The sequence below is a fragment of the Leptolyngbya sp. CALU 1928 genome, assembly GCF_056784215.1.
In genome coordinates, this window is the sequence record NZ_JBXBCE010000001.1 from 1,896,374 (window position 1) to 1,921,471 (window position 25,098).

Below are 25,098 nucleotides of genomic sequence, written 5' to 3' on the forward strand. Positions count from 1 at the left end.
ACTAGACCAGACAGATTGCATTCCTTTTTGTGCCTAAACTACGCAAGCAAATTTTCTCGCTTAATCTGTTTCTGCTCTTTGCGGGCTTTTTTGCCATCTAGCAAAACCTGAGACATTTCCGCTGCCAGAATTGTCACCACGACGGCATCATCAACTTGCCCTACCACGGGAAACACGTCGGGCAATACATCAAATGGGTTCAGCACATATAGCAACGTGCCGCCCACAATCCACCAGCGGAGCTTGGGTTGGCGGAGCGTGGTGCGATACCAAGAGTAAACAAATTTGAGGGGAGACATGGCTAACTTCTGTGTGACTACAGAGTAAAGATTCACAGCTTTCGGCGATCGCTTCGGCAATCAATCGGGTCGGGTAGCCGTCGAAAATGGGCTAGAAATCCACACTAGAGTTTCGGAATATCGAGTGCTTTTGTTTCAAAGGTTGAAGCATTGAGGGGCGATCTCGGTAGGGCAAAGTCTGCCAGAACATCTCGCTAATATGGCTTTTGTCCGACGAAATTTCCCGGTGGATCGTAATTGCAAACCCACACTTCTCGACCGTTGCCGCGTGCCATGCCACACCCCACTTGTTTCGTGTTGCGCCAGACAATTTGCGTATAGTGTCCACACATTTTGCCCGGTTTACAACTGTTCGCCGCGTAGTTGTAATCGCTGACTTCCTCGCCCCACATCTTTACCACACGCTCTGGGCTGAACTGTTGCCCCGATGCAGCGGCTAGATTCTCTCCATAGGGTGAATCTGTCCGATGTTCAAAGCGGTTTTCTTTCAGCAGTTTGGTTGCCCATTGCTGAGCAACCGTTGCTAACTGTGGCGACCAGGTGACCGCAGCCACGCCCGCTTGTTCCCGCCATTTGTTGTGAGCATTCAGCATCTGCTGAATTCCTGCCTGACTGGATACGTCATACACCGTGGTAGCAATTCCGTCTTGTTGAGCGCTGTTTAAGGACTTAATCCGATTAATTCCAACGCCTTTTTCGGTGGTGCCGCTTTGGATATATTTCACGTCATAGCGCACACCCGATTGACTATTCCAGGCATAGCCCATTAATAAAGCTTCTTGCCATTGATTGCCCCGACGCACATAAACTGGTTTGCCATCCAGCGGAAACGGCAAGGCTGGTTTTTGAGCGATTATCGGGAGGGATGGGCTTGGCGCAATTGCATTCGGCATAGGCTGCATCCCCGCTAGAATTCCATTGGCTGGCAGCGTCGGATTGATGTAAGCCGCTAATAGACCGACGGCGATCGCGGTCGTGAGTGAACCATATCGTAGTGGAATCATCTTTTTGCCTACCACAAACGTCTCGTTCCTTTGAGTATGCCCAAGTGTTTTAAGTTCCCCACTCAGCCGGAACTTTTTGTTCAGTCACTAGGGTTAAACTTAACCATTCGCCCTTATCGCCATAGCAACGGATCATTCGTTGGCGCAAATTAGGCTCAATTAGCCAGCCTGCTTCTAAGAAAAAAGCTTCTCTCGGTTTAATCTGCACGGGACAGTTTGAAGATGCCCCATCTGGTAGCAATACAATCTGAATAGGCTGAACACTTTGGGTAAACATTAGCCGATTGCCATCAATCTCCGCGACTGAGGCGATCGCTTGGCTGGATGCGCCCGACCCAAAAGATAACTCTTGCAATAGGCGATCGCCCTCTCGCTGAATGTTCAGGGTGCTAGAAAACCTGCTAGGTTCTCGCCAATCGGGATAGAACGTTGTGGCTTCTCCTTGCCAAGTGCCGATTAGGTCTTCCACAGTCAAGGGCGGACGCTCTACAGCCAGTGTTCCTGCGCGATGTTCTCGGATCAGGGTAACGCGATCGCACTGACTTTCTTTGTTAAACAACTGCACAAACCGCAAGCGGCGATCGCCGTGGATGAAGCCTAACTCAGCGCCAAATTCTGAAAAAGGTGAAAACTGAAGCGCTCCTTGAGAAAATGCGCCCTCTTCAAAAAACAGGATTCCACGCCCCAAAGTGCTGTACTCCAACATGATTTCATTCGGTTCCGGCGTGAAGCGGCGTACAACTTGACGAATGGTTTTATTGCCATTCAGCCCTTCCAAGGAAACCATGGTTGGCGTATCTTCCAGTTCGTTGCCCTCCGCCGAAAAGCGGGTGAAGGAACCCTGCCATTCGCCTAGATTTTGCAGTAAACAGTCCCATTGAGATTTCATAGCTACCTCATGGCGATTTTGCGGACGGCAAACAGGCTGCCCATGACCCCAATCGTGCTTCCTAAACTCAATAAGATAATGGCGAGGAATAGGCTTTGGAACGGGCTAATCTGGAAGCCATTCGTTAGAAACTGAATGAATTCTGGCTGTTGAGCCAAAAGGCGATTGAGAAATTGTTGGAAAGCACTGAGTAGGCTCCAAGCGATCGCGGCTCCGACCACGCCAAAGGTGACACCCTGCAAAATAAACGGCAGATAGATCCAGCTTGTGGTGGCACCCACCAATTGCATCACCTCAATTTCGCGGCGACGTGCCATGACAATCAGGCGAATAGTAGTAGTAATTACAGCGATCGCGGTCAAGGTTAACAAAGTAATCACCACTCCACTCATCCAATTCAGCCCTTGATTAAGCTGAGCCACTCGTTTCACAGCTTCATCCACAAAGATGACTTCATCCACTCCTGCCAATTGCGAAAGCTTTGCTGCCAAAATGGGCACGCCAGCGGGAGATTTTGCTTTTACCTTGAGTTCATCCACCAGCGGATTGCCTTCTAGCTGTTGGGTTGCGCCATTGATTTCTGAAATGCCCAATTCCTTAATTAATGCTGTCCAGGCTGCTTCCTTAGAAACGGCTTCCACTGCTGCCACTTCTGGCATTGCGGCGATACTGGGTCGCAAATCAGCCGCTTGAACGCCCGTATCGAGATAGGCAGACACTTCTAGCTGATTGCCAAATTGATTGAGCAAGCCTTCAAGCTGCCAGGAGGCTTGCAAACTAATGCCAAACAAAAATAGCAGTACGGCGATCGTGCTGATTGCTGCCCAGTTCATCCAGCCGCCGCGCCGCAGCCCTAGAAAGGTCTCACGCAGAAGATAGTCGGTTTTTGTGAAAATTTGCAGCATTGTCACACGTTAGCTTGAGGTCAGCGATCGACTCCAAAAGAGTCGTGGTATACGCTAGACGAAGATGGGGCGATCGTCAATAGATTCAATGGAAAAACTCGTTGCCCTAGTAATGCTGGCAAAGCAGATCCTTGTCTCTGTAACTTTCCCAGATTTAAAGCTAACGGCTGAACAGGTGGTTATGACTGGCAGATGAAATTATTCTACAAAGGGCGATCGCTGAATGGATAGGCGATCGCAGGCATCTTTCCCGACCAGCGCAACACTACCACTTCTTCACGAATTTGTTCTTTCAGGGTCGTTGCTAGGCGTGTACGAAACAAATCGATCCGAACGACTTCATAGCCTAAGCCTTCAGCAATTTCTGCTAGCAGATTTCCGGTGTAAATCATCACCTGAAGATAGGATTTTTGATCGCCGACGACATAGGCAAGTTGGGCATTGGGGCGAAGAGCCTGCCGCAAATCTGCCAGATGCTTTGCCATGCCGCCAAAGTAGTGTTTTGCTGCACGATGATAGAGCTTTTCAAAGCCGCTGGTTTTACCGAGTTCAATCCGACGATCTTCAATTGCCTGAGCGATCTGCTGAATTCCAGCGTGTTTAGCAACCCACTGATCATCGAGATCTGCTTTATAGACATTGCGGGTGTTCGATCGCAGCATCGATCCTTGTTTCAACGCCCGTAGTTCTGCTTTATTATTCAAAAAACCTAGCAGGACGGACTCTAGCCGAGTCGTGCGGGTGTAATCTTTTTCGTTGGGGTAAGGCGGCGAAGTGATGACTGCATCAATCGAGTTGGGTTCTAGCACCTGCAACAACTGGCGCGAATCGGCATGATGAATCGTGGCAGGTGCCTTGGGCAAGGTTTGCAAATAGCGCAAATCCCCTGCCATTGCCGCCACCCGTCCCAGCCACACCTCCACTACGGGCGCATCGGGTTTAAGTTTACTCGTCACGCCCACTTCTGGACCAAACCGCAGATTGCTGATATCGGCGACGATCGCCCGTGCGAATGCTAACAGCAAATGGCGCTCATAAAATGACTGTTCCGCTAAAATCTGTTCTTTCAAAATCAGCGCTTTATGCAGCGGTAAAGGGCTAATCGAATTTTTTAGGATAATTTTGGCGCTGTCTTCTGGCAGCGATCTCCATTCTCCTTCACGCTCAATCTCTCTCAGCGATCGTTCCGCAATTCGTTCAGCCTGCTGCACCAACTGATCAGGATTCGGACTCCAATCCAGCTTCACCGATCCGGCAAAATGCGCCATTGGGTTTGCTTCCACGCCCACACTGGCAATGCCTATCTTTTTCGCATCCACTACGGTTGTGCCCGTGCCGCAAAACGGGTCTAGGACACACTGACCAGCCGTGATGCCAAATCGCTCCAGGTAATCTTGCACCAAGTGCGGCGGAAACGACAACACAAACCGATACCAGTCATGAGCCGCGCGATCGCAGTCCTTTAGTTGGTTGAGATGTAGCAAGCTAAAATCCGATGTTTGCTTCAACGGATCAACAAGATTGAGCAAGGTGTTTTCCAAATGAAAGGTAGCTCTATGCATTAAAGAAGATCACTTGCACTAATGCAACCTTAACTAATCTGAGCAATTTAGCATATCTCAGGACTTACGTAATCATTTGAACAGATGGATCAATGACTTCATCGATGGTTAGACTTTGCAATCTCAGGCGATCGCCCCAGCAGTCCTGTCATCAGCTTCAACGCCAGCACCTTAAGCGGTTGCACAGATTGTAAAGCCCATAATCCTGCCCGACGAAGGGTTACTAGTGGAAATAGGCTATTGGAAAATAGGCGATCGAGGACATCGGTGAAACCCAAAATCATCAGGTTTTCTAAAAACCGCCAGCGATCGTACTGACGTAGCACCGATAACAGCCCTAAATCGTCCCCTTGTTGAGCGGCTACCTGTAGCACTTGCGCCAAAGCCGCCGCATCGCGAATCCCCAAATTTACGCCCTGCCCACCAACCGGATGACAGCAGTGAGCCGCATCGCCAATCAGCGCTAGACGAGGCACCGTGTAGTCCCGGCTGTGCATGAAATGAACCGGAAACAAGTGGCGCTGTCCCACGAGAGCAAGTGCGCCCATCTGATCCCCAAAGCGCTGCTGTAGCTGAGCCAAAAACTGATCATCATCCAGCGCTAAAATTGCAGCGGCTTCTGCTTTAGGAGCCGTCCAAACAATGCGACAGAGATTATTGGGCAACGGCAAGATTGCAAAAGGTCCACTTTCCCAAAACCGCTCATAGGCAATGTTGTGATGGGGTTTTTCAGGTTGAATAAACGCGACGACGCAGGATTGCCAGTATTGCCAACCATCGGCGCGAATCCCTGCCTGCTGACGAATCGGCGATCGCGCCCCATCTGCTGCCACCAATAGCTGAGCCGAAATACGTTTGGTTTCGCCCTGTTGGATCACCTCCAGTTCCACGCAATCAGCCTGGTATTCGATCTGCACCACCTCAACCGGACACAGGTAAGTCACAGTCGAACATTGGCGCAAAAACGCCTGTAGTGCTTCAAGCACCACCCGATGATTTGCCACATATCCCAATACAAGCGCGTCTAAATCTTCTGGTAAAAACTGCACGACCCCAGGATGATTGGCATCCGAAAGACGGATCTGCTGGATAGGATTGACCTGAGATTGCATCTGCTCCCATACCCCAATGCCCTCAAAGATGCGGCTAGACATTAGGTTAATGTGATACGCCTGTCCCCGACCTACGGCGGCTGAATCGGTTTTGGCTTCAATGACTGCCACTCGCAAACCAGACTCTTTGAGCGCACAGGCAAAGGTTAGCCCAACAATGCCACCCCCGACGATCGCCACATCATAGTCCAGTTTTTTAGATTGCGTCTTAGATTCTTCAGTAGCGGCTTGCTGAAGTGGTTGCCGAGAATAATTTTGCTCTAAAGCAGGAGTCGAATACAAATCAAACGTCATATTTAAATAAACGTATCGTTATTTGAAGATCTGTTTACCCCTATTGTCACCTTTACTCCTCAATGGATGCAAGCGATCGCGGCTCAAAATTCAATCTATCAAACTGATGAATTCTTCTGACAGTTTGTGATGAATCAATTTCTACCTTTTCTATCTATAGGGCGATTTAACTACATAGCTAAATGCAGTAAAAATGAGATTGCTAAAGCTTACGGAGATTACATCTCATGACATTGAACTTATTTTCAAAACAATTATCTCGTGTAGGTCGTTGGCTGACTACCACGCTTTTATGTGTGTCCGCGATCGCCTTTATCTGGCAGGGTGCATTCTCCTCCAGTATGGCTGCCATGGCGAACCCCGCTACCAATTTGATTGCGTCACGCGATGCTGGCGATCAGATTCAGCATAAGGCTAGCAAAGACGCTAGCAACGCTAAAGGCTTTATTGAAGACACCAAAAATAAGGTTGAGCAAACTGCCAAGAACAATGCTGCAAAAGTTGACAATGCAACTGATGGCGGCAACTTTTTAGAGCGCAAAGCCAAGAAAGACGCGGGTCGAATTGAGAAAAGAGCCGAGGAAGATGCTGATCGGACTCAGAAAGCGGTAGACAACACCAAGAATGCGGTTGAGCGCACAGTTGATAGCATCAAGGATGCTATCAACTAAACAATTTAGGGATGACAAAGGGCTGAGTTCTTCAAAATGTTGAATTCAAACGCTCTCAGCAGTCTGTCTTAGCACGAATAAATGCCCTGACATAACGGCTGCTGCTTATTTATATCAGGGCATTTGATTATGTTTACTGATTTACTCGCCTAGGCAGTCAGGCAGACGCATTTCAGTTGTTGTGACGCGGGAACCGCTATCGGCAACGTTTAATCAACCCGCAGATTTTCTAAAATTCGACTTCTTGGGGGGCGCGGGGGAAGGGGATCACGTCGCGGATGTTGCCCATGCCGGTCATGAATTGCACCAATCGCTCAAAGCCTAGCCCAAAGCCTGCGTGAGGCACAGTGCCATAGCGTCGCAGATCGAGATACCACCAGTAATCGGCAAGGTCGAGTCCTTGGGCGGTAATCCGTTGCTCTAAAACATCTAGCCGTTCTTCCCGTTGAGAGCCGCCGATAATTTCGCCAATTTTGGGAAACACAATATCCATTGCCCGGACAGTATTGCCATCGTCGTTCATCCGCATGTAAAAGGCTTTGATCTTAGCGGGATAGTCGGTGATGATCGTGGGCTTTTTGAAGTGGTCTTCTGCTAAGTAGCGCTCGTGTTCCGACTGGAGATCCAAGCCCCATTCCACTGGATATTCAAAGGTTTTCTTGGATTTTTCGAGGAGGGCGATCGCGTCCGTATAAGTAATCTGTGCAAACTCATTATTGATAATGTTGTCTGCTGTCGCCAAAATCGAATCATCAATCCGCTGATTGAAAAACTCCATGTCTTCCGCGCAGTTCTCCATTACATATTTAAATACATACTTGAGAAAAGCTTCTGCCAGTTCCATATCGCCATCCAAATCGCAAAATGCCATCTCTGGTTCCACCATCCAAAACTCTGCCAAATGGCGAGACGTGTTGGAATTTTCAGCCCGAAACGTAGGACCAAACGTGTAGACATTGCTGAACGCCATTGCCATAATTTCAGCTTCAAGCTGTCCGCTGACGGTGAGGTAGGCGTGTTTACCGAAAAAATCTTTGCCAAAATCCACCTGTTTATCATCCGTCAATGGCACTTTGTTGAGATCAAAGCCCGTAACGGTGAACATTTCCCCCGCTCCTTCGCAATCACTGGCGCTGATGATTGGCGTATGTACCCAGAGAAACCCACGTTCTTGAAAGAACTGATGAATCGCCGTTGCCGCTGCATTTCGCACTCGAAACACTGCGCCTATGGTGTTTGTGCGACCGCGCAAGTGTCCAATGTCTCGCAAAAATTCAAACGAGTGCCGCTTTTTTTGCAGGGGATAGGTTTCTGCGTCGGCTTCGCCATAAACCGTAACCGTCTCGGCTTTCAATTCAATCCGTTGTCCTTTTGCGGGAGACTCTACCAACGTGCCGGAGATTTCCACGGATGCCCCGGTGCTAAGCCGTTTGATCGTGGCTGCATAATCCAGTAGACCTTGGCTAATCACCGTTTGCAGCCCTGCCATAGAAGAGCCGTCATTCACTTCCACAAAACTGAATTCTTTCTGTTCGCGCTTGGTACGAACCCAGCCTTTAATAGTGACGGTTTCGGTGGGCTGTCCGTGGCGGAGGATGTCGGCAATACGGCGAGTCATAGGGACGGAGGGGTGAGGGCGGAATGAGAATACCTGTTTTCAGGTTGAACTGAGTGTAGCAAAGTGGAGGCTTTGAGGCAGAATTTCTAGTCTTTAAAGAACTTGGAGTTTTTGCGGATGAGCGATCGCTCTAATAACGATCGAGCCGTCCGGCTACGCTGCTCAGGATATGGATACACTGCGAATCATGCGGCGTGAGCAGCGAATTCATCGCAAGGTTGCATTCTTAAAACGCGCTTGTCGCCAAAAATAGAGTGTAGGAGCCAATCGCTTACGGTTGAGGCAACTGGTCAAATGAGATCGGTCTTGCGCCCACATTTTCTCATAAACTTCTCATAAACCCAAAACTATATTTCTATCGCTTGGGAACCAGTTTCAGTAAGCCATTCCATAGCAGGCGAACAAATTCCTCGATCCATAAGAAACAGAGATCCAGTAGGCGCATAATTTGCTCTAGAAGGCTTGGCTCATAGCCCACTAGCGTGACTTCAGTATCGATGATTTCTGGAAGGGGATTGTCTAAACTAGCCGCTATGTCTGGCGATCGCTCTCTTTTGAGGATTCGTTGATCTGGTTTCTCAGAAATCACCTGAGTTGCGTTAGGCAGTGTGGTGGTTAGTTCAGGATTGAGCGATCGCTGAGGACGGCGAATGACCGAGATTAAAGCAACCGTAATGCGATTCGTGAAACGTTCGCGAAGCGTCTCCGTGGCTTCTGCTTCCCGCAGGGTAGGAGCATCTTTACGGGAATCATAAAGTTGAGTGAAATTAATCTGAGGTGCAGACGGCAATAGCTGAGGTGAAGTATCCGCTAGATCTGCTTCCTTAAATAGGTTGGTGGCGATCGCCACAGAACCCTGCTGCATCCATGCCATTAATTGATAAAACGGGCGCACACCGGGGAAGACTGGACTCTTAGCACTGGGCGATCGCACGACATCAAGCTGAGCCGCAGCATAGCGCAATCGTAAATAGCGGCAATAGTGGGCAACTTCCCAGATAATCCGCTGCTGCAAAATCAGTTGTTGGTCAGCATTCAAAATATCCAGAATCTCATTGCGATTGGTCACCAATACCAGCGATCGCGCCTCCAGTTGGGTGGCGACTCCACGAATAAAAATGGAGGACAGGGCAGATGGGTTTGGATCTACTTTTAACGACGGTAAGTGGCTAGATAAATCAATTTCTGTCAAGTAATCGCGCACTGCTAGCATTGACTGCCGCACCGGGGCATCCACAGCCAAGGAAACTGAGTCAGACGCAGGCAAGGCATAGGTGGCTGCTGGGCGCATATCGAGCAATCGCCGCGCTCCTTGCAATGCTCCAATCACTCGATCGAACAATCTTTTAGGACGACGCAATCGCCCGGAAGCTGCCATTTCCCAACTAATCCGCTGTGCTAATTCATGTTGCTGCTGTGGGTTTAATACGTCCAATATTTGATTAAATTGAGTCACTAATACTAAGGTTTGGGTTTCCACTAGACACGCGATCGCCCGTACCCGCGTTTGTGGCTCCAGTCCAATGGGTAATCGTTCTGGCAAAGAAAAACTCTCTACTGTCTGAAAAACTTGTTGTAAAGCAGTTTCCCCTGTGATCGGCGGTGAGGATGATTGCAGCGGAATTTCAATCTTATCAAGACGATCATCGGACAGCAAGGATAGATCAGGTTGGATTGCCTGACCCAGCGATTCCCGTAGGGATTGTTTCACGAATCGCGCCGATTGAAACAGGGCATACACTGGATAAACCAAAATTTGGGTACTCCAACTGGCAGCGACCTGCAACTGGCGTATCGTTTGCTGACGGCGATCGAGCCAGTGGCGTGTTTGGCGCAACAGCTTCCGAAAAACCTGACTTTGATACGGATCAGATGGCATGGCAGGTGTGGCGATCGCCCAGTTCCCAAGTGGCAAACGTTCAGCGGGTTCGTGGAGATTCAGCAATCCAGCTAAACTTCTCCCATAGTAAAACCTAACGTGATCTTTCGTAGCGATCGGCAAACTCAACACCGTATACTAGATGAGTTTACCCGGACTGATTAAAACCCTTGGGCGTTGACCTGCGTAGCTACGTTTATATTGATCGGCTGCAAGCTCAGCACGCCGCTTATCTAGGAACCGTCTCGATTGGGTTTCTTCCCCTCCCAGGGGATGCTTCCCTCTGGATCGAAATTTCTCCCGGCATCGAAATTAACCGGATTACCGATGTGGCGCTGAAATCGGCGGTGGTGCGTCCCGGTGTCCTGATGGTAGAACGTCTCTATGGTTTACTGGAGCTTCATTCTACTAATCAAGGAGAACTCCAGGCAGCCGGTAAAGCCATTTTGGATACCTTAGAAGTGCGCCGCCAAGATTGCCTCAAGCCGCGTGTGCTTTCTAGCCAAATCATTCGCAATATTGACCCCCACCACGCTCAACTGATTAACCGTACCCGCCGTGGACAGATGATCATGTCTGGGCAAACGCTGTATGTTTTTGAAGTGGAACCCGCAGCCTGGGCAGCATTGGCAGCCAATGAAGCGGAAAAAGCGGCGTTTATCAACATTTTGCAAGTGTCAGCGATCGGCAGCTTTGGGCGATTGTATTTGGGTGGAGAAGAACGGGATATTTTGGCGGCTTCCCACGCCGTGCTGTCGGCGATCGAAAGTGTGGCTGGGCGATCGCCCGATGCTGGACGATTGGAATAATTGGGCGGCATTCAGTGCAAAAATAGAGTAAAAGGGCGCTTTCCGATGGATAAAGGGCAAAACGCGGATGGCGGACGTTAGATATTTAAACCAGCTAAAGCAGCAGTTGGTATCGCTGCGGCGCACCGGGCATGACCCTGTTGCGAGTGATGGGAAATGCGGTAGTGGCACCGACTGGGGGCGATCGCCCTGGCTTGATTTTTCCAGAGTGGATCTCAGTCATGCTGAATTAATCGATGCCAATCTCAGCCACGCCAACTTTAGCTATGCCAATCTCAGCCATGCCAACCTAATTGGAACGAACCTGACCCAAGCAAATCTGCGCGGAGCCGACCTCAGCCACGCCAACTTAATTGGCACCGAGCTACACCAAGCCGATCTGCGCGATGTCGATCTGACTGGGGCACACCTGCGACGCACTAATCTGAGCCGAGCGCTGCTGCTGGGTGCCGATCTCGGAAATGCCAATCTTAGCGACGCAAATTTACACCAAGTAGAACTGGGTTACATTCACTTTTATCAAGCAATTCTGCACCGGGCTACTCTCACTCAGGCTCATTTGTGTGGTGCCTATCTATTTGGGGCAGATCTTAGCGGCGCGAATTTGGCAGGCGCAGATTTGCGCTGGGCGAATTTACGGAAGGTGAATTTGGCAGACGCAAACCTACAAGGAGCGAACTTGAAAGGAGCGAATTTGAGTGGTGCTTGCTTGCTTCATGCCAACTTGGAAGCCGCCAACTTGCAGCAAGCAATTTTTACTCATGCCGTCCTTACCCATGCCAACTTGCATTGGGCAAACGTAGACAATTGCTACTTTCATCCAGCGGCAGTGCAAGGGGTAATCTGGGGCGATCGCCCTCCTTTATTCCGCTAGATGCTGTTCAGTCACCTCTATAAAGCAGTCACCACTCGAACCAGTTCGCTCGACAAATCTACAGTGGTTAGCTCCCGTTTTCTAAATAGCACGCCTGCCAAAAAGTAAGTGTTGTCCGAATAAAACGCTTGATGGTTTTTGCGTAGTTCGGCAATATGGTTTTTCACTTTCGGCTCAGAACTGTAGTAGCCAAATTGCAGCGGGGTCACCATAAAATCTTCAACGCTATAGCCATGCTTTAAGCCCTGCTCGATCGTTCCCACCGGATTAGAATAGCCAGACACCAACACCATGACATTGGGATAGTCGAGCGTTAACAACAAATTGGTAATGCTGGCACCATCGAAGCCCCCATATAACAAAGGCATATAAATATCTTTATCGGGTGCGGGTAGATAGGGAGGATTGGCAATTAGATACTGGGCTGTGGGTCTGGGAGCCTCAAAAAATGACCCATTGTGAATGAAATATTGATGATCGAGTTCATAATCTTCAATTCTGGACTGAGCCACTTGACAAGCTGAGGGATTCAGATCATACCCATGAACTTTACCTACAAAGCTCGTTCTCACTAGAGAATTAATGACCGGGGTGCCATCGCCACAGCCAAACTCAACGATCGTGTCGGTATCGTTGCAGTGATTAAAAACGAGTCGTTCTAGACAATGGGAATAGAAATGAGATTCTTCAGGACAGAAGAAGACTTCTTTTTCAGAAACCGATTTCTTTGTGGAGTGCGATCGCAGTAAAATTCCAGTCAAGGTGATACCCTCACTTTGCGTGTAGTGTGTTAATAAGAAAAATCAAGAGCAGATACACTGTCTATCCAATTAACCAATTCAGCTATTTGATTGAAATCACGGGTAAGGGTTGGGTGTATTCACCTTGGCGAATCACTTGCACAACCGCTTCACTGGCGCGATCGCCCATTAGTTTTTCCTGGTCATACCCCAAGATCATCTGCCACGCTTCAGCCGCATACATTTCCGTTAAAGGTAGCGTCACGTTTTGCACCATCCAGCGCCCATGGCGCTCGTCTTCTTTTACGTGCAAATCCCAGTAGCCCATTGCCGCATCTGAGAGTTGGAGCCGTTGGGCGGCTGCAAGATAGGTGCGATAAGCTGCGGGTCCCGCCACCTCAAAGTAAGCGAGTCCTCCGTTGTATCGCAGAAAATAACGCTTACATTCCGTCAGTAAAAAGTTGTGGTTGATGCTTGCCAACACTTCCCAAGGCACCAAGTCGAAGTAGGCTTCTGGTTGGGTGCTGAGTCCTAGTTCGGTCAGCATTTGGGCAAAAAAGGTGGAGTGCTTGCGAGAAAGCCGACCGTTGCCATATTCTTCCAGGAGAACCTTAGTCAGCGTCGCTTGCACTTCGTTGGCAGCACCGCCCAAGATGCGAGATAAACGGCTGGCTTCAATCAATCCGTCGAAGGAGGCGATCGCGAGTAAATATCGGTAGCCCTCCAATGACATTTCCTGACGCATATAGCGAGCATCCGTTGATAGAGGCGGTTCCAGATCAGCCGCAAAGCGATCGAGAAGTGCCTGCTTTACATCTAGTTGTTTGTAAGCTTCTAGATCAAAATTGTCGAGTTCCCACTGCTGCCAAACGGTCTCAATTTGATCGCGAATTTTGTGTAGGTAGGGCGATCGCTCATTGGCATAGTTTCGCAAATCGTCATACCAAAAAAGATTGAGCCGATTGATGCGATACAAAACTCGCTGAATAAAACGATGCTCTACCTCAGACTCTTCGCCAGTTTCATAGGCGGCGGCTAATGCATCGGACAGAGCAGTTTCAAAAATATTCACTGCCGAGGAATAATTATGTAGATTTTTGTCTAGGTCTTCAGCTTGAATCAGTTTACTAAAGGCTTGTTCTGCTTCATAGTAGGAATCATTTTTTAGGTGAGTTTCCAAAGGTTGAGGAATAACTCGCTCCTTTTCCAACAGAGTCACTAAGCTACCTTGCATAGATTTCTTTTATTATTTGTGTTTTCTTTTACATTTTCATTAATCCTCTTACTAAAATACATCTTCCCAAGAGAGAAATCGCTCAATCTAAAGATATAAATGAAAGCTTCATATTTGGTCTACTAAATTAGCGTGGGTGTTGGCGGTATGACTTCGTTTTCAGTAAAATTCCCAGATATTCAAACGCATTGGGCGCGATCGTTTATTGAAGGGTTGGCGCAACGGGGAATTGTGCGGGGGTTTCCAGATGGCAGTTTTCGACCAGAGCAAGCGGTCAGTCGGGCAGAGTTCGCGATCGTGTTGCAAACGGCTTTTCCGCAGTCTCCAAAGATTCGCTCCTACAGTCCATTTTTGGATGTGCCAGCCAGCTATTGGGCAGTGGGTGCCATTCGTTGGGCGTATGAAACGGGGTTTATGAGTGGCTATCCCGGACGATTGTTTCGCCCCACCGAAGCGATCGCGCGATCGCAAACCTTAGCAGCATTGATGGGTGGCTTAAAGCTATCGACGACTATTGCCGTGCCGCTGGCATCGCTTTATGAAGATGCATCCCAAATTCCAGCCTATGCCATGAATCCGATCGCCGCAGCAACAGTGAATAGCATTGTGGTCAACTATCCCTCTCTGCGCCGATTGCGCCCGACTCAACCCACCACCCGCGCTGAAATGGCGGCGTTTGTTTATCAATGTTTGGTGGCATTGCAGCAGGCTCCTGCGATCGCCTCTAGTGCGATCGTGCGCTGGCAGCCGAGTCAAACGGTGCAGGTGAGTCATCCCCGCGAGTTTCGTGCCGCCTGGGTCACCTCCGTTTGGAACAAGGATTTTCCATCTGAGCCGGGGCTGACCCCACAGCAACAGCAGGCTGAATTCATTGCCCTGGTCGATCGCCTCCAGGCAATGAACTTTAACGCGGTGATTCTTCAGGTGCGTCCCGAAGGCGATGCCCTCTATCGATCGTCCTTGGAACCTTGGAGTCATTGGCTGACGGTCACCCAAGGCAAAGCGCCTAATCCGATGTATGACCCGTTGGAATTTGCGATCGCCCAGTGCCACCAACGCAACATCGAACTTCATGCCTGGTTCAATCCCTACCGCGCCCGTAGCTCTCGCCAGACCGTCAATGCGTCTCCCCATCTTGCCATAACCAACCCAGAGGTCGTGTATACCTGGGGAAATCAGCTTTGGATGAACCCAGGCGCGAAAGTGGTGCAAGACCGCACCTACAACGTCATTTTGGATGTGGTGAAGCGCTACGACGTAGATGGCATTCACCTGGATGATTATTTTTATCCCTACCCGATCGCAGGGCAAACCTTTCCCGATGACAAAACCTATCAAGCCTATCGTCAGGCGGGGGGCACCTTGACACTGGCAGATTGGCGCAGAGACAACGTGAATCGCTTGGTTCAGCGATTGGCGAGTGGCATTCGCGCTGCCAAACCGAGCGTCAAATTTGGCATTAGTCCCTTTGGCATCTATCGTCCAGGTCAGCCGCCCTCTATTAAAGGACTAGATGCCTACGAACAGTTGTATGCCGACTCGCTCAAGTGGTTGCAGCAGGGCTGGATGGATTATTTGTCGCCTCAGCTTTATTGGCGAATTGATGCCCCCAATCAAAGCTATCCGGTGCTGTTGAACTGGTGGGCAGACAATAATCCCAAACGGCGCCACCTCTATCCCGGCAATAACTTGGCGCAATTGGACGGCAAAGCTTGGGAACTGGCAGAAATCGATCGCCAAATCGAAATCACTCGACAGCTAGCGCCAAAATTCGTACTCGGCAATCTCTTTTTCAGCATGGATGCCATCACCCAAAATCGTCAAGGCGTGGGCGATCGCTTCCGCACTACCACCTATCGCACCCCCGCCCTTGCCCCCACCATCCCTTGGCTGACCACATCCGCCCCAACCTTACCCACCGGACTCAAAGCCGCTGCTGGCAAGCTCACCTGGAATCCGGCAACCCCAGACCTGCGATCGTGGACGCTCTATCAAAAAACGGGCAACCAGTGGATACTCAAACAAATCTTGCCAGCCAATGTCAGAGAAGCGATCGCCCCACCCGGAACCTATGCCCTCAGCGCCGTCAACAGACTTGCCGTAGAGAGCGCCGCCGTTGTGATTGCAATAACATAGGGTGGAGGAGTTTTGAATTGTGAAACCTGAAACCTGAAATCCGAAGCCTGAAACCCGAAACCTGCTAAGGAATTGCCACCGAGTTCAACAAGCGATCGACGATCGCCCTTGCCCTGCGTCCTCCCGCTGGAATCATCCGATGCGCCAGCACATGGGGTGCGAGATATTTCACGTCGTCGGGAATGGCGTAGTCGCGATCGTCCAAAAATGCCAATGCCTGTGCTGTACGCTGTAGAGTAATCGTGCCTCTAGGGCTTACTCCTAGAGTAATCTCCTCATCTTCACGGGTTGCCCGTACCAGGTTCAAAATGTACTGCTGCAAAGAGGCTTCTACCTTCACTTGGGCACTCAATCGCTGTAGCTCCTTCACCTCATCTAGCGAAATGCAGGGCTGTAACTCTTTTGAGATAGCTCCTATTTGAAGTCGCTCCAGCATTTGCAGTTCTTCTGTTTCAGAAGGATAGCCTAACGACAACGACAGGGCGAAGCGATCCATTTGTGCTTCAGGTAAGGGAAAGGTGCCCTGATATTCCACTGGGTTTTGGGTGGCAATCACAAAGAATGGGGCAGGAACCAGCCGTGAGTTGCCATCTACTGTCACCTGTTGCTCTTCCATCACTTCCAACAGCGCCGACTGAGTGCGGGGCGTGGCTCGGTTGATTTCATCGGCAAGTACCACATTGGCAAAGACTGGACCTGGTAAAAATTCAAACTCGCCCGTTCTGGGATTCCAAATGTTGGTTCCGGTAATGTCGGTAGGTAGCAAGTCAGGCGTACATTGAATCCGCTGAAACTTGCCATCAATCGATCGCGCCAGGGATTTTGCCAATAACGTTTTACCCACGCCAGGAACGTCTTCTAGGAGCGTATGACCGCCAGAAAGCAGCGCCACCAGCACTAACCGAATGGCATCGGACTTGCCAACAATCGCTTGACCCAGGTTTTCGGTTAATCGCTCAATCCGATCTCTCATGCCATCTCCGCTCGTTACAGAAAAGTAAATCTCTTTTATAGTGTGCCCTTCGTTGCGGCGAAATAACTGAATTTATAAGCACTAATTGATCCATTAAAAGGTTAGAAGAAATGGCTGCATCCCAGTGATACAAAATTGCCCTCATCCCCTCTTCTCGCCATGGAGAAGGGAAATTAGATTCAAAGCCCTTGTCCTTCTCTGGGAGAGGAATTTAGGGTAAGGGCTACAAAATTGGGATGCACTCGAAGAAAGGGCTGCTGTACAAGCTAAGGATGAATAGAATGTTCTTTAGAAAACTGGGAACTCTTAAGACAAGAGTACGAGAAGAATGAGACCTGGCAAACTAAGCAGGGGTTATGCATAACCCCTTTGATGTAGAGTTTAAGCCTCTTGCTCAAGCCGAGAACTTCAAATTATTCATCGATTTAAGTAAGCTCTAACCATGCTAAACAACGAAATTAGATAGGGTTAGACAAACCGATTAACCAATCAATGGATCAGTCCTATTGAATTGCGATCGCAGCAAATTTAGTTATCCAATCATTAGGTGTCTCTAGGAATGTCATCTCTTTCAAGTGCCTACGTGAATACTGCCCGCACTCTTGCCTCCATCAGCCAGCAACGCGCCACTGGAGAGTTGCAGCTTGGAAATGATCAACAGTTTTGGAGACTCTATTTTTTCCATGGTCGATTGGTTTATGCAACTGGCAGCCTCCATCAAGTGCGGCGCTGGCGGCGATCGATGAAACAGCAATGCCCCGACTACGTGACCAGTCAGATGCCAACGGGTGAACCTTGGGAATATCAATTGCTGAGCCAAAGTGTTGCCCAAAATCAGTTGAGTATGCAGCAGGCACAAGGGGTGATCAAGATCAGCTTAGAGGAAGTGCTGTTTGCCTGGGTAAGCAATCCAGCATTAGCGGCTGAGTGGTCGGCAGTGCAGCGATTTGTGCTGAAGGATAATTCGGCGTTGGGGCTGTTGCTCTCTTCAACAGATGTGGAAAGGGTGCTTCAGCGATCGCGGCAGCTTTGGAAAAGTTGGAAATCATTCGAGTTAGAGTCGCTCAGTCCCTATCGATCGCCCATATTAAAGACCGTTTCTTCAGAGTTATCGAATGCGGCGACATTGCCGACTAATCTACGCCCATTTTTGACCGGACGATACACGCTGTGGGATATTGCCTGCCATGCCCGCCGCCCTGTGACCACCATTACTCGGTTTTTGCTGCCGTGGGTTCAACGAGGGGCGATCGCCCTAGAAGAAGTCGCTGATTTACCCCACCCATTTACTCAACTGCAAAAAAAAGTAGCAACGAGTCAGGCTGTCCGCCCGTTAATTGCCTGTGTAGATGACAGCCCCACTGTGGGGCAATTTCTCGCTAATATTTTGGAACCCGCTGGCTATCGAGTGGTAAAAATCCAGGAGCCTTTATCCGGTATTGGCATCTTGAGTAAAACTAAACCTGATTTAATTTTTCTAGATTTGGTCATGCCCAATGCCAACGGCTATGACCTATGTGCTTTCCTCCGCAAAACGCCTGTTTTTCAAAATACGCCGATTATTATCTTGACCAGCCAAAGTGGTTTTATCGATCGCACCCGTGCAAAATTAGCAGGAGCATCAGATTTTTTGACCAAGCCCCCTGAACCCCAAGCCTTGTTGAGTCTTGTGCGGCAGCATTTGCAATCAGTCATGTCTGACCCTGAAAGAGTTGCCTGTCAATGTTGGGAAGATTAGAAAAAGTGCATTCACCCCTGCCACTTCTCTCAAAAGGTTACAGTGAGGAAGGAATTTTTCTATAGCATCCTGCTGATTTGCCCAATGACTGCTCCACTTCAAACCAAGGGTTCTACCTACCGCGTAAAACGGGAAACGGATTGGCGACTCTTAAAAAGCCTGATTCCCTACGCCTTACAAAATCGTCGGACGCTTCTATTTTCGCTGGTGTTGCTGGTGCCTGCCTCTATTGCCGGAGCGATTCAGCCGATTTTGGTAGGAGATGCCATTTCACTGGTGAGACAGGAACCGACTTGGCTAAAGTTTTTGCAAACGGTGCCGCTGACAACGGGCATCAATATTTTGTCAGGGTTGCTGTTGGTGACCTTGGTGGCGCGCGTGTTTTTGGATGCGTGGCAGGGCTTTTTGGTGCAGCAGGTTGGGCAAAGCATTACAGCAAATATTCGGACGGATTTGTTTTTTCATGTCACGTCTCTGGCAATGCGCTTTTTTGATCGCACTCCGGTCGGGCGACTGATTACCCGCTTGACCAGTGATGTGGAGTCGTTGGGGGATGTGTTTTCGACTGGGGCGATCGGGATTGTTGGCGATTTATTCTCCATCCTAGTGATTGCCGTCCTCATGTTTTTGTTGCAGTGGCAGTTAGCGTTGCTGTTAGTGATCATGCTGATTCCGGTGACGGCGCTGATTATCTATTTTCAGCAGCAGTTTCGCAAAGCCAACTACCGCGCCCGTGAAGAAATCTCTGCGCTCAACTCCATGCTGCAAGAAAATATTGTGGGCATTGGAGTGGTGCAGCTATTTCGCCGCGAAGAATTTAACTCCCAACTTTTTCGCCAAATCAATCTGAAATACATCAAAGAAGTCGATAAGACTATCTTTCATGATTCGGCGATTTCGGCAACGTTGGAGTGGATTTCCCTGGTGGCGATCGCTGGGGTGCTGTGGGTCGGTAGTTTGCTAATCATGGGCAACCAATTGAGCTTGGGCGCTCTCACGGCATTCATTTTGTATGCCCAGCGCTTATTTGATCCATTGCGTCAGTTTGCTGAGAAATTCACGGCGATTCAAGCAGGATTGACAGCGATCGAACGGGTCAACGACATCATGAGCGAACCCATCGAGATTCGGGATATTGCCAACCCCAAAACCTTATATGCCCATCCTGATGCTGAAACGGGCAAGATTCAGTTTGATCAAGTCTGGTTTGGCTATAAACCAGAAGATCCCGTTCTCAAAGACCTAAATTTCACGATTCATCCCGGTGAAAAAGTTGCCCTAGTGGGTCCAACGGGTGCCGGGAAAAGCTCCATTATTCGATTGCTAACCCGCTTATATGAAGCAGATAAAGGTCAGATCTTGGTGGATGGCATTGATGTGCGCGAGTTGCCTCAAACCGAACTGCGGCGACACATGGGCGTGATTTTGCAGGATGGGTTTGTCTTTGCTGGCGATGTCAAAAGCAACATTACTCTGGGTGAAACCTATTCGTTTGAAGAAATTCAGGCAGCCGCGCAAAATACCAATGTCGATCGCCTGATTGAACAACTCCCCCAAGGATACGATACGCCACTGCGGGAACGAGGTACTAATCTATCCGCTGGGCAAAAACAACTGCTGGCGTTTGCTCGTGCTGCCATCCGCGATCCTAAAATTTTGGTGCTAGATGAAGCCACCGCCAGCCTGGATGTGGGCACAGAGGCATTGGTGCAAGATGCGCTAGATCGATTACTCACCGGGCGCACGGCAATCATCATCGCTCACCGCCTCAGCACCATTCGCAAGTGCGATCGCATTCTCGTACTCAAACGGGGACAACTGGTTGAATCTGGCAGCCACGAAGAACTCCTCGCCCAAAACGGACTTTACGCCAGCCTCTATTACCTGCAAATGCTGGAATCTTAGCATCGCTTCCATAGTAGTACAGTGAATCAAACGGCAACTGCTGTTCTAGAATCCACTCGACGAGGCGATCGCGCTTCAATCACACAATCCGCAAATTACAGGCAGCACTGAGGTGAGCCATGCTTTAAAGTGGAGGAGCAATACGTGCGATCGCACAGGCTAATGCCAACTCTCAAGTGGAGACAGGTATGGAATCGGCAGTTTATCAAGTCAGTGCCTTGTGGGATGAAGCAGCAGCAGTCTGGGTAGCAACCAGTGAGGATGTTCCAGGCTTGGCAACCGAAGCTGACACCATTGAAGCTCTGAGCCAGAAATTGCGGAATCTGGTGCCTGACCTGCTGTTGAGCAATCATATCATCTCTGCTGATTACACAGGGGCGATCGCGGTTCATTTGACTAGCCACCGCCAAGAGTTGATCGAGGTTGCATCTTAAATGGCTACATCCTTAACTCCTGCGCTCAAGAAACTGCTTTTGGAGGCAAATTGTGTTCTTGAAAGGCAAGGCAAAGGAGATCATGAAATCTGGTATAGCCCCATAACGGATCGGCGATTTGTTGTAGATGGTTCAATTAAATCACGTCATACCGCAAACGCAGTTCTCAAGCAGGCAGGATTGCTAAAAGCCTTTTAGCCATAGCTCAACGCCCTTCCTCGTTGGCACTCCTCCGTCTGTAAATGTTTAGATAATTACGTTTGGATCGGAAGCCATAGCTGACGTGCGTAGGTCGTTCATGAAGTGTCTAGGAGCAGCGATCGCTGTTCTAAAATCTACTCCACAAGATCATTACTCTTCAACCTCCTTTTCCTAATCATGCACCGTGCCATCGGGCAAAATTGCCTCTCTCAAACAGGCTCCCGTCAAATTAACGCCATTAACCTTCGCCCCTTTTAAATTCGCGCGGTGCAAGTTTGCCTCGGTCAAATTGGCTAAGTTTAAATTAGCGCCCTGCAAATTAACATCTCGCAAGTTTGCCCGACTGAGATTTGCCGAGTGGAGATTTGCATCGGTTAAATCTGCCAAGCTCAATGTCGCTTCCCGCAGATCCGCTTCCCGCAGATTCGCCTCTACTAAACTAGCTTTATAAAAATTGGCTCCAATCAAGGTCGCATTGACTAACGTTGTTCGATGCAGGCTTGCCCCCATCAGGTTTGCCATACATAGGTTTGCTGAATTCAAACTGGCTCCGCGCAAATTCGCCGCATAAAGAGTTGCTCCTACTAGATTTGCCATACAAAGATTCGCCATGCCAAGGTTTGCCAGACTAAGATTTGCCTCTCGTAAATTTGCCATACTGAAGTCTGCTTCACGCAAATCAGCTTTATAGAGACTGGCTTCCCATAAATTCGCTTTGTGCAAAATTGCGGTGTATAGAATTGCTCCTTCTAGTAAAGCGGTACATAGATTTGCCTCCCGCAGATTTGCCATGCTGAGATCCACTTGGCTAAGGTCAGCTTCCCTTAGATCGGCTTTGTAGAGATTGGCTTCTCGCAGGTTTGCCTTATATAAAACTGCTGTGTATAGAGTTGCCCTTTCCAATACTGCAATTCCTAGATTGGCTCCCTCTAGGTTTGCCATGCTGAGATCGCCCTGACTAAAGCTGACCTCGCGCAAATCAGCCTTGTAAAGATTGATCTCTCTTAAATTTGTATGTTTAAGATTCGCTCCTTCAAGATTGGGAGTGATTTTTGGATTGTCTTGCGACCACTCGTTCCAGGTTGCCACGCCTTGCTTCACCATTGCAAGGTGCCCCTCATTTGCCATCTGGTCACCCCTAGTTGCTGTATGAAACAGTCATAGTTTTGCAGAAGCTACTTACACTCAGTGTTCCCAGTAGGTATAGAATCGGAACCAGTCGTTTTGCATATTCGTCGCTCCTTTTCCAATCCCAAGCTATTCAATGGGTCTATCGTGATAAGTCTGTAATGTTCGTTTTTGGAGTGACAGACAGTCATGTATGTATTAATTGGGGGTGCCGGAATGATGGGGCTGGGGTTAGCGCAGCAGTTATTAGACCTGGGTCATACGATCGCCATTGTTGACGCAGATCCGCTAGCCTGTCGCTTTGCCCGTGAAAAAATTGGCGTGATGGCATTTGAGGGTAGTGCAGTCAGCACAACGGTTCTGCTGGAAGCGGGCATTAGACAGTCAAATGCAGTGATTGCGGCACTGAGGGATGATGCCTTGAATTTGGCATTGATCACCCTGTCTAGAAGCTATGGCATTTCCCATATTGTGGTGAGGATGCGCGATCGCGAATTCCTAGAAGCCTATCGTCTTGCCGGAGCCAGCCATATCATCAGTACGATCGATTTGGCAGTCACCACCATGGCGAATGCGATCGAATATCCTCAAGTCGAGTCGATGATGCATTTTGAGCAAGGACAAGTGGAGGTCTTAAAGCTGCCTGTTACAGGCGATTGTTATGTGGCAGGTCGCACGGTTGCCCACATTGCTCAAGACCCGCGCTTTCCCACGGGTTCGCTGATTATTGGGTATCAATGCCATGCCTGTGCAAATTTGGAGATTCCCAACGGCAATACGGTGCTTGAAGCAGGCTCTACCATCCTAGTCGTCACCCGTCCAGAGCTAGTGCATCCCATGATTGATTACCTCGGCATTCAGGCTAGTCATCTTCCAACGTTAGAAGTTTCTCATCCAACTCCTTGATGTAAGGCTGAACCAAGTCTTCTGGGACGATTCGCTTGCGGAGTGCATCGCTAACAGCGCCCTTTTCGGCTAAGAGTAAGCGCCGTTGAATCGCATCCAGCCCCCTGCGATCGCCCTCCAACTGACCTGCCCGATGTTGATTGTAGCGATCTCGCAGTACCCGCTCAGACTGGGCAACTCGCGCTTGATAGGATGCCCACAACTCCTCATAAACCGCCTTCGGCAACACCCCTGATTTCAGCAAACTATCCAGTTCATCTTGAGCCGCTTTAGACCCAATTAACTGAATCTGTAACTGCCCAATTTCCTGCATGGCATCAGAAACCCGGCTGATTTTGAGCCGCTTGACCAGCCAAGGTAGGCTTAATCCTTGTCCGACTAGGGAAAATAAAACGGCACCGAAAACCAGGGCAATGATGGTGTCCCGTCCCGGCATTGTCAGCGGAATACTGAGCGCCAATGCCATTGAAAGTGAACCTTTGATGTTTCCCAGAAACAGAACATGCTGCCAGCGCAGGGGAATTGGGCGATCGAACCAGCGCAGTCCCGCCAACAACAAATAGACCGAGAGAATCCGTCCCAGTTGATACGCCAGAATCACCAACAGAATAGATGGCAGAATACTCCAGAGGGTCGCTGGGTCAATTTCAATGCCAATCAGCAGGAAAATGAAGGTATTCACCCCAAAACCAGCGTATTCCCAAAAACTCAACAAAGTAATTTGATCTGAGGCAGACGAACTGCGAGATAGCCCAAGAGTGCCAAAAATTAGCCCAGTAATCACGACCGCTACCGCACCTGATACCCCCAAAAATTGACCGATCTGAAACGTTCCTAATGCCAAGGCAACGGTTAGCAAGAGACTGCTCAACGGATCATTCAATCGAATAAATATCGGCAGGCTTAAGTAGCCTAGGATGACCCCCACGAGTCCTCCACCCAAGGTGACCACGAGCAGTTCCTTTACGCCTTGTGCAACCGTGAGAGACCCGGTGGTATACACGACTAAAACTAAATTGAATAAAACAAGGGCAGCCGCATCGTTAAACAGCGTTTCTCCTTCCACAATGGTGGACAACCGGGAAGGCACTCGGATCTCCTTAAAAACCGCAATCATTGAAACAGTGTCGGTGTTTGCCAAAATGACTCCGATCAGCAAAGCCGGAATCCAGGGTAGCCCTAGTCCAAATTTAACCAGAACGGCGATGATTACTGAGGAAAAAATAGAGCCGGGACCTGCCAAAAGCGCGATCGGCTTAACAGTGCTGCGGAGACGGCTGATATCTGTATTGATCGCAGCTTCAAAAATCAGAATGGGTAAAAAAAGATTTAAGACTAAGGAGGGGTCTAACCCAATTTGACGGGACAAAACATCCGTGATGGGCAGTCCTGCCAGAACCAATCCTGTGACATAGGGAATTTGCAGTCGTTGCGTGATCAGTGCGACCGCTGTGGCAATCAGCAGCAGAATGATTAGGATAATCACCAGTTCAGAAATGTTTCCTGCCGTTGGGCTGGTTGCCGCAGGATTGCTGCCCAACGGGGGCTGTTGCGCTACGATCCATTCCATTTGCGATCGCCTCCCATACACTCACTTTGCTCCTTTGAGGCTATACCCATTTGACAAACCTTCAACCTTTTAGAAGCTTTTCTGCCCCTCTAACTATGAAATGCTGTGCTTTAAGCCATCAATGCTAGGGGTGCTTTAGCCCATCCAGAGGATATGACTCGGCTGGATGGGCAGCCACTCGATCTGACAAGCGTTGATCGCCATAGTGCCGAATATT

At 49.3% G+C, this 25,098-nt stretch carries 22 protein-coding genes; 9 read left to right on the forward strand and 13 right to left on the reverse strand.

The genetic code is table 11. The features are described 5' to 3' along the window. Window positions 1-38: 38 nt before the first annotated feature. The 6 genes from AC1S5B_RS08835 to AC1S5B_RS08860 all read right to left on the reverse strand — a co-directional run bounded on the left by AC1S5B_RS08835 (window position 39) and on the right by AC1S5B_RS08860 (window position 6,065). Window positions 39-299, reverse strand: coding sequence for a YkvA family protein (locus AC1S5B_RS08835; RefSeq protein WP_482035302.1), 261 nt, complete (start codon window positions 297-299; stop codon window positions 39-41). Window positions 300-493: 194 nt separating this feature from the next. Then, on the reverse strand, window positions 494-1,303 hold the full coding sequence (locus tag AC1S5B_RS08840) for a pathogenesis-related family 1 protein (protein WP_482035303.1): 810 nt from the start codon (window positions 1,301-1,303) through the stop codon (window positions 494-496). Window positions 1,304-1,352: 49 nt separating this feature from the next. Next, window positions 1,353-2,192, reverse strand: coding sequence for a DUF3598 family protein (locus tag AC1S5B_RS08845; RefSeq protein WP_482035304.1), 840 nt, complete (start codon window positions 2,190-2,192; stop codon window positions 1,353-1,355). Between the two features lie 2 nt (window positions 2,193-2,194). Further along, window positions 2,195-3,097 carry a cell division protein FtsX gene (locus AC1S5B_RS08850; protein ID WP_482035305.1) on the reverse strand — a complete coding sequence of 301 codons (903 nt, stop codon included), beginning with the start codon at window positions 3,095-3,097 and terminating at the stop codon, window positions 2,195-2,197. Window positions 3,098-3,300: 203 nt separating this feature from the next. Further along, window positions 3,301-4,626, reverse strand: coding sequence for a DNA methyltransferase (locus AC1S5B_RS08855; protein WP_482035306.1), 1,326 nt, complete (start codon window positions 4,624-4,626; stop codon window positions 3,301-3,303). A 131-nt stretch (window positions 4,627-4,757) separates the two neighbouring features. Then, on the reverse strand, window positions 4,758-6,065 hold the full coding sequence (locus tag AC1S5B_RS08860; protein WP_482035307.1) for an FAD-dependent hydroxylase: 1,308 nt from the start codon (window positions 6,063-6,065) through the stop codon (window positions 4,758-4,760). Between the two features lie 227 nt (window positions 6,066-6,292). Between AC1S5B_RS08860 and AC1S5B_RS08865 the strand changes: the two genes are divergently transcribed. Beyond that, window positions 6,293-6,736 (forward strand): hypothetical protein, encoded by a 444-nt coding sequence (locus tag AC1S5B_RS08865; RefSeq protein WP_482035308.1) that lies wholly within the window; start codon window positions 6,293-6,295, stop codon window positions 6,734-6,736. A gap of 229 nt (window positions 6,737-6,965) precedes the next feature. Here the strand turns inward: AC1S5B_RS08865 and asnS are convergent, their stop codons facing one another. Together asnS and AC1S5B_RS08875 are read right to left on the reverse strand one after the other, a co-directional pair. Beyond that, on the reverse strand, window positions 6,966-8,354 hold the full coding sequence (gene asnS / locus AC1S5B_RS08870) for an asparagine--tRNA ligase (protein WP_482035309.1): 1,389 nt from the start codon (window positions 8,352-8,354) through the stop codon (window positions 6,966-6,968). A 355-nt stretch (window positions 8,355-8,709) separates the two neighbouring features. Continuing rightward, window positions 8,710-10,269: a hypothetical protein gene (locus AC1S5B_RS08875; protein ID WP_482035310.1), complete on the reverse strand. Its 1,560-nt coding sequence runs from the start codon at window positions 10,267-10,269 to the stop codon at window positions 8,710-8,712. 134 nt (window positions 10,270-10,403) lie between these two features. Here AC1S5B_RS08875 and ccmP point away from each other — a divergent pair, with 134 nt between their 5' ends. Together ccmP and AC1S5B_RS08885 are read left to right on the forward strand one after the other, a co-directional pair. Beyond that, the gene (ccmP, locus tag AC1S5B_RS08880; protein WP_482035311.1) at window positions 10,404-11,042 is read left to right on the forward strand and encodes a beta-carboxysome protein CcmP; all 639 of its coding nucleotides are present in this window, start codon (window positions 10,404-10,406) and stop codon (window positions 11,040-11,042) included. Window positions 11,043-11,109: 67 nt separating this feature from the next. After that, window positions 11,110-11,916, forward strand: coding sequence for a pentapeptide repeat-containing protein (locus AC1S5B_RS08885; protein WP_482035312.1), 807 nt, complete (start codon window positions 11,110-11,112; stop codon window positions 11,914-11,916). 17 nt (window positions 11,917-11,933) lie between these two features. On the opposite strand, the gene AC1S5B_RS08890 is transcribed toward AC1S5B_RS08885, so the two are convergent. Both AC1S5B_RS08890 and AC1S5B_RS08895 read right to left on the reverse strand, forming a co-directional pair. Continuing rightward, window positions 11,934-12,677, reverse strand: a complete 744-nt coding sequence (locus tag AC1S5B_RS08890; RefSeq protein WP_482035313.1) for an SAM-dependent methyltransferase — start codon at window positions 12,675-12,677, stop codon at window positions 11,934-11,936. Between the two features lie 82 nt (window positions 12,678-12,759). After that, on the reverse strand, window positions 12,760-13,890 hold the full coding sequence (locus AC1S5B_RS08895; RefSeq protein WP_482035314.1) for an iron-containing redox enzyme family protein: 1,131 nt from the start codon (window positions 13,888-13,890) through the stop codon (window positions 12,760-12,762). A gap of 147 nt (window positions 13,891-14,037) precedes the next feature. On the opposite strand from AC1S5B_RS08895, the gene AC1S5B_RS08900 reads away from it, so the two are divergent. After that, window positions 14,038-16,026, forward strand: a complete 1,989-nt coding sequence (locus AC1S5B_RS08900) for a glycoside hydrolase family 10-like protein (RefSeq protein ID WP_482035315.1) — start codon at window positions 14,038-14,040, stop codon at window positions 16,024-16,026. A gap of 64 nt (window positions 16,027-16,090) precedes the next feature. On the opposite strand, the gene AC1S5B_RS08905 is transcribed toward AC1S5B_RS08900, so the two are convergent. Further along, a complete protein-coding gene (locus AC1S5B_RS08905) occupies window positions 16,091-16,999 on the reverse strand; it encodes an AAA family ATPase (RefSeq protein ID WP_482035316.1) in 909 nt (302 codons plus the stop codon). 559 nt (window positions 17,000-17,558) lie between these two features. On the opposite strand from AC1S5B_RS08905, the gene AC1S5B_RS08910 reads away from it, so the two are divergent. The 4 genes from AC1S5B_RS08910 to AC1S5B_RS08925 all read left to right on the forward strand — a co-directional run bounded on the left by AC1S5B_RS08910 (window position 17,559) and on the right by AC1S5B_RS08925 (window position 21,274). Continuing rightward, window positions 17,559-18,737 (forward strand): response regulator, encoded by a 1,179-nt coding sequence (locus AC1S5B_RS08910; protein ID WP_482035317.1) that lies wholly within the window; start codon window positions 17,559-17,561, stop codon window positions 18,735-18,737. Between the two features lie 84 nt (window positions 18,738-18,821). Further along, window positions 18,822-20,642 (forward strand): ABC transporter ATP-binding protein, encoded by a 1,821-nt coding sequence (locus tag AC1S5B_RS08915; protein ID WP_482035318.1) that lies wholly within the window; start codon window positions 18,822-18,824, stop codon window positions 20,640-20,642. Window positions 20,643-20,830: 188 nt separating this feature from the next. Continuing rightward, window positions 20,831-21,076, forward strand: coding sequence for a DUF1902 domain-containing protein (locus AC1S5B_RS08920; protein WP_482035319.1), 246 nt, complete (start codon window positions 20,831-20,833; stop codon window positions 21,074-21,076). Further along, entirely contained in the window at window positions 21,077-21,274 is a 198-nt protein-coding gene (locus tag AC1S5B_RS08925; RefSeq protein WP_482035320.1) for a type II toxin-antitoxin system HicA family toxin, read from the forward strand. It abuts the gene before it with no gap. A 174-nt stretch (window positions 21,275-21,448) separates the two neighbouring features. Here AC1S5B_RS08925 and AC1S5B_RS08930 read toward each other — a convergent pair whose 3' ends face one another. Further along, window positions 21,449-22,405 (reverse strand): pentapeptide repeat-containing protein, encoded by a 957-nt coding sequence (locus AC1S5B_RS08930; RefSeq protein WP_482035321.1) that lies wholly within the window; start codon window positions 22,403-22,405, stop codon window positions 21,449-21,451. Window positions 22,406-22,594: 189 nt separating this feature from the next. Between AC1S5B_RS08930 and AC1S5B_RS08935 the strand changes: the two genes are divergently transcribed. Further along, window positions 22,595-23,311 carry a potassium channel family protein gene (locus AC1S5B_RS08935; protein WP_482035322.1) on the forward strand — a complete coding sequence of 239 codons (717 nt, stop codon included), beginning with the start codon at window positions 22,595-22,597 and terminating at the stop codon, window positions 23,309-23,311. On the opposite strand, the gene AC1S5B_RS08940 is transcribed toward AC1S5B_RS08935, so the two are convergent. Continuing rightward, entirely contained in the window at window positions 23,268-24,881 is a 1,614-nt protein-coding gene (locus AC1S5B_RS08940) for a cation:proton antiporter (RefSeq protein WP_482035323.1), read from the reverse strand. The two genes, AC1S5B_RS08935 and AC1S5B_RS08940, sit on opposite strands and share 44 nt — an antisense overlap. Window positions 24,882-25,098 lie beyond the last annotated feature (217 nt).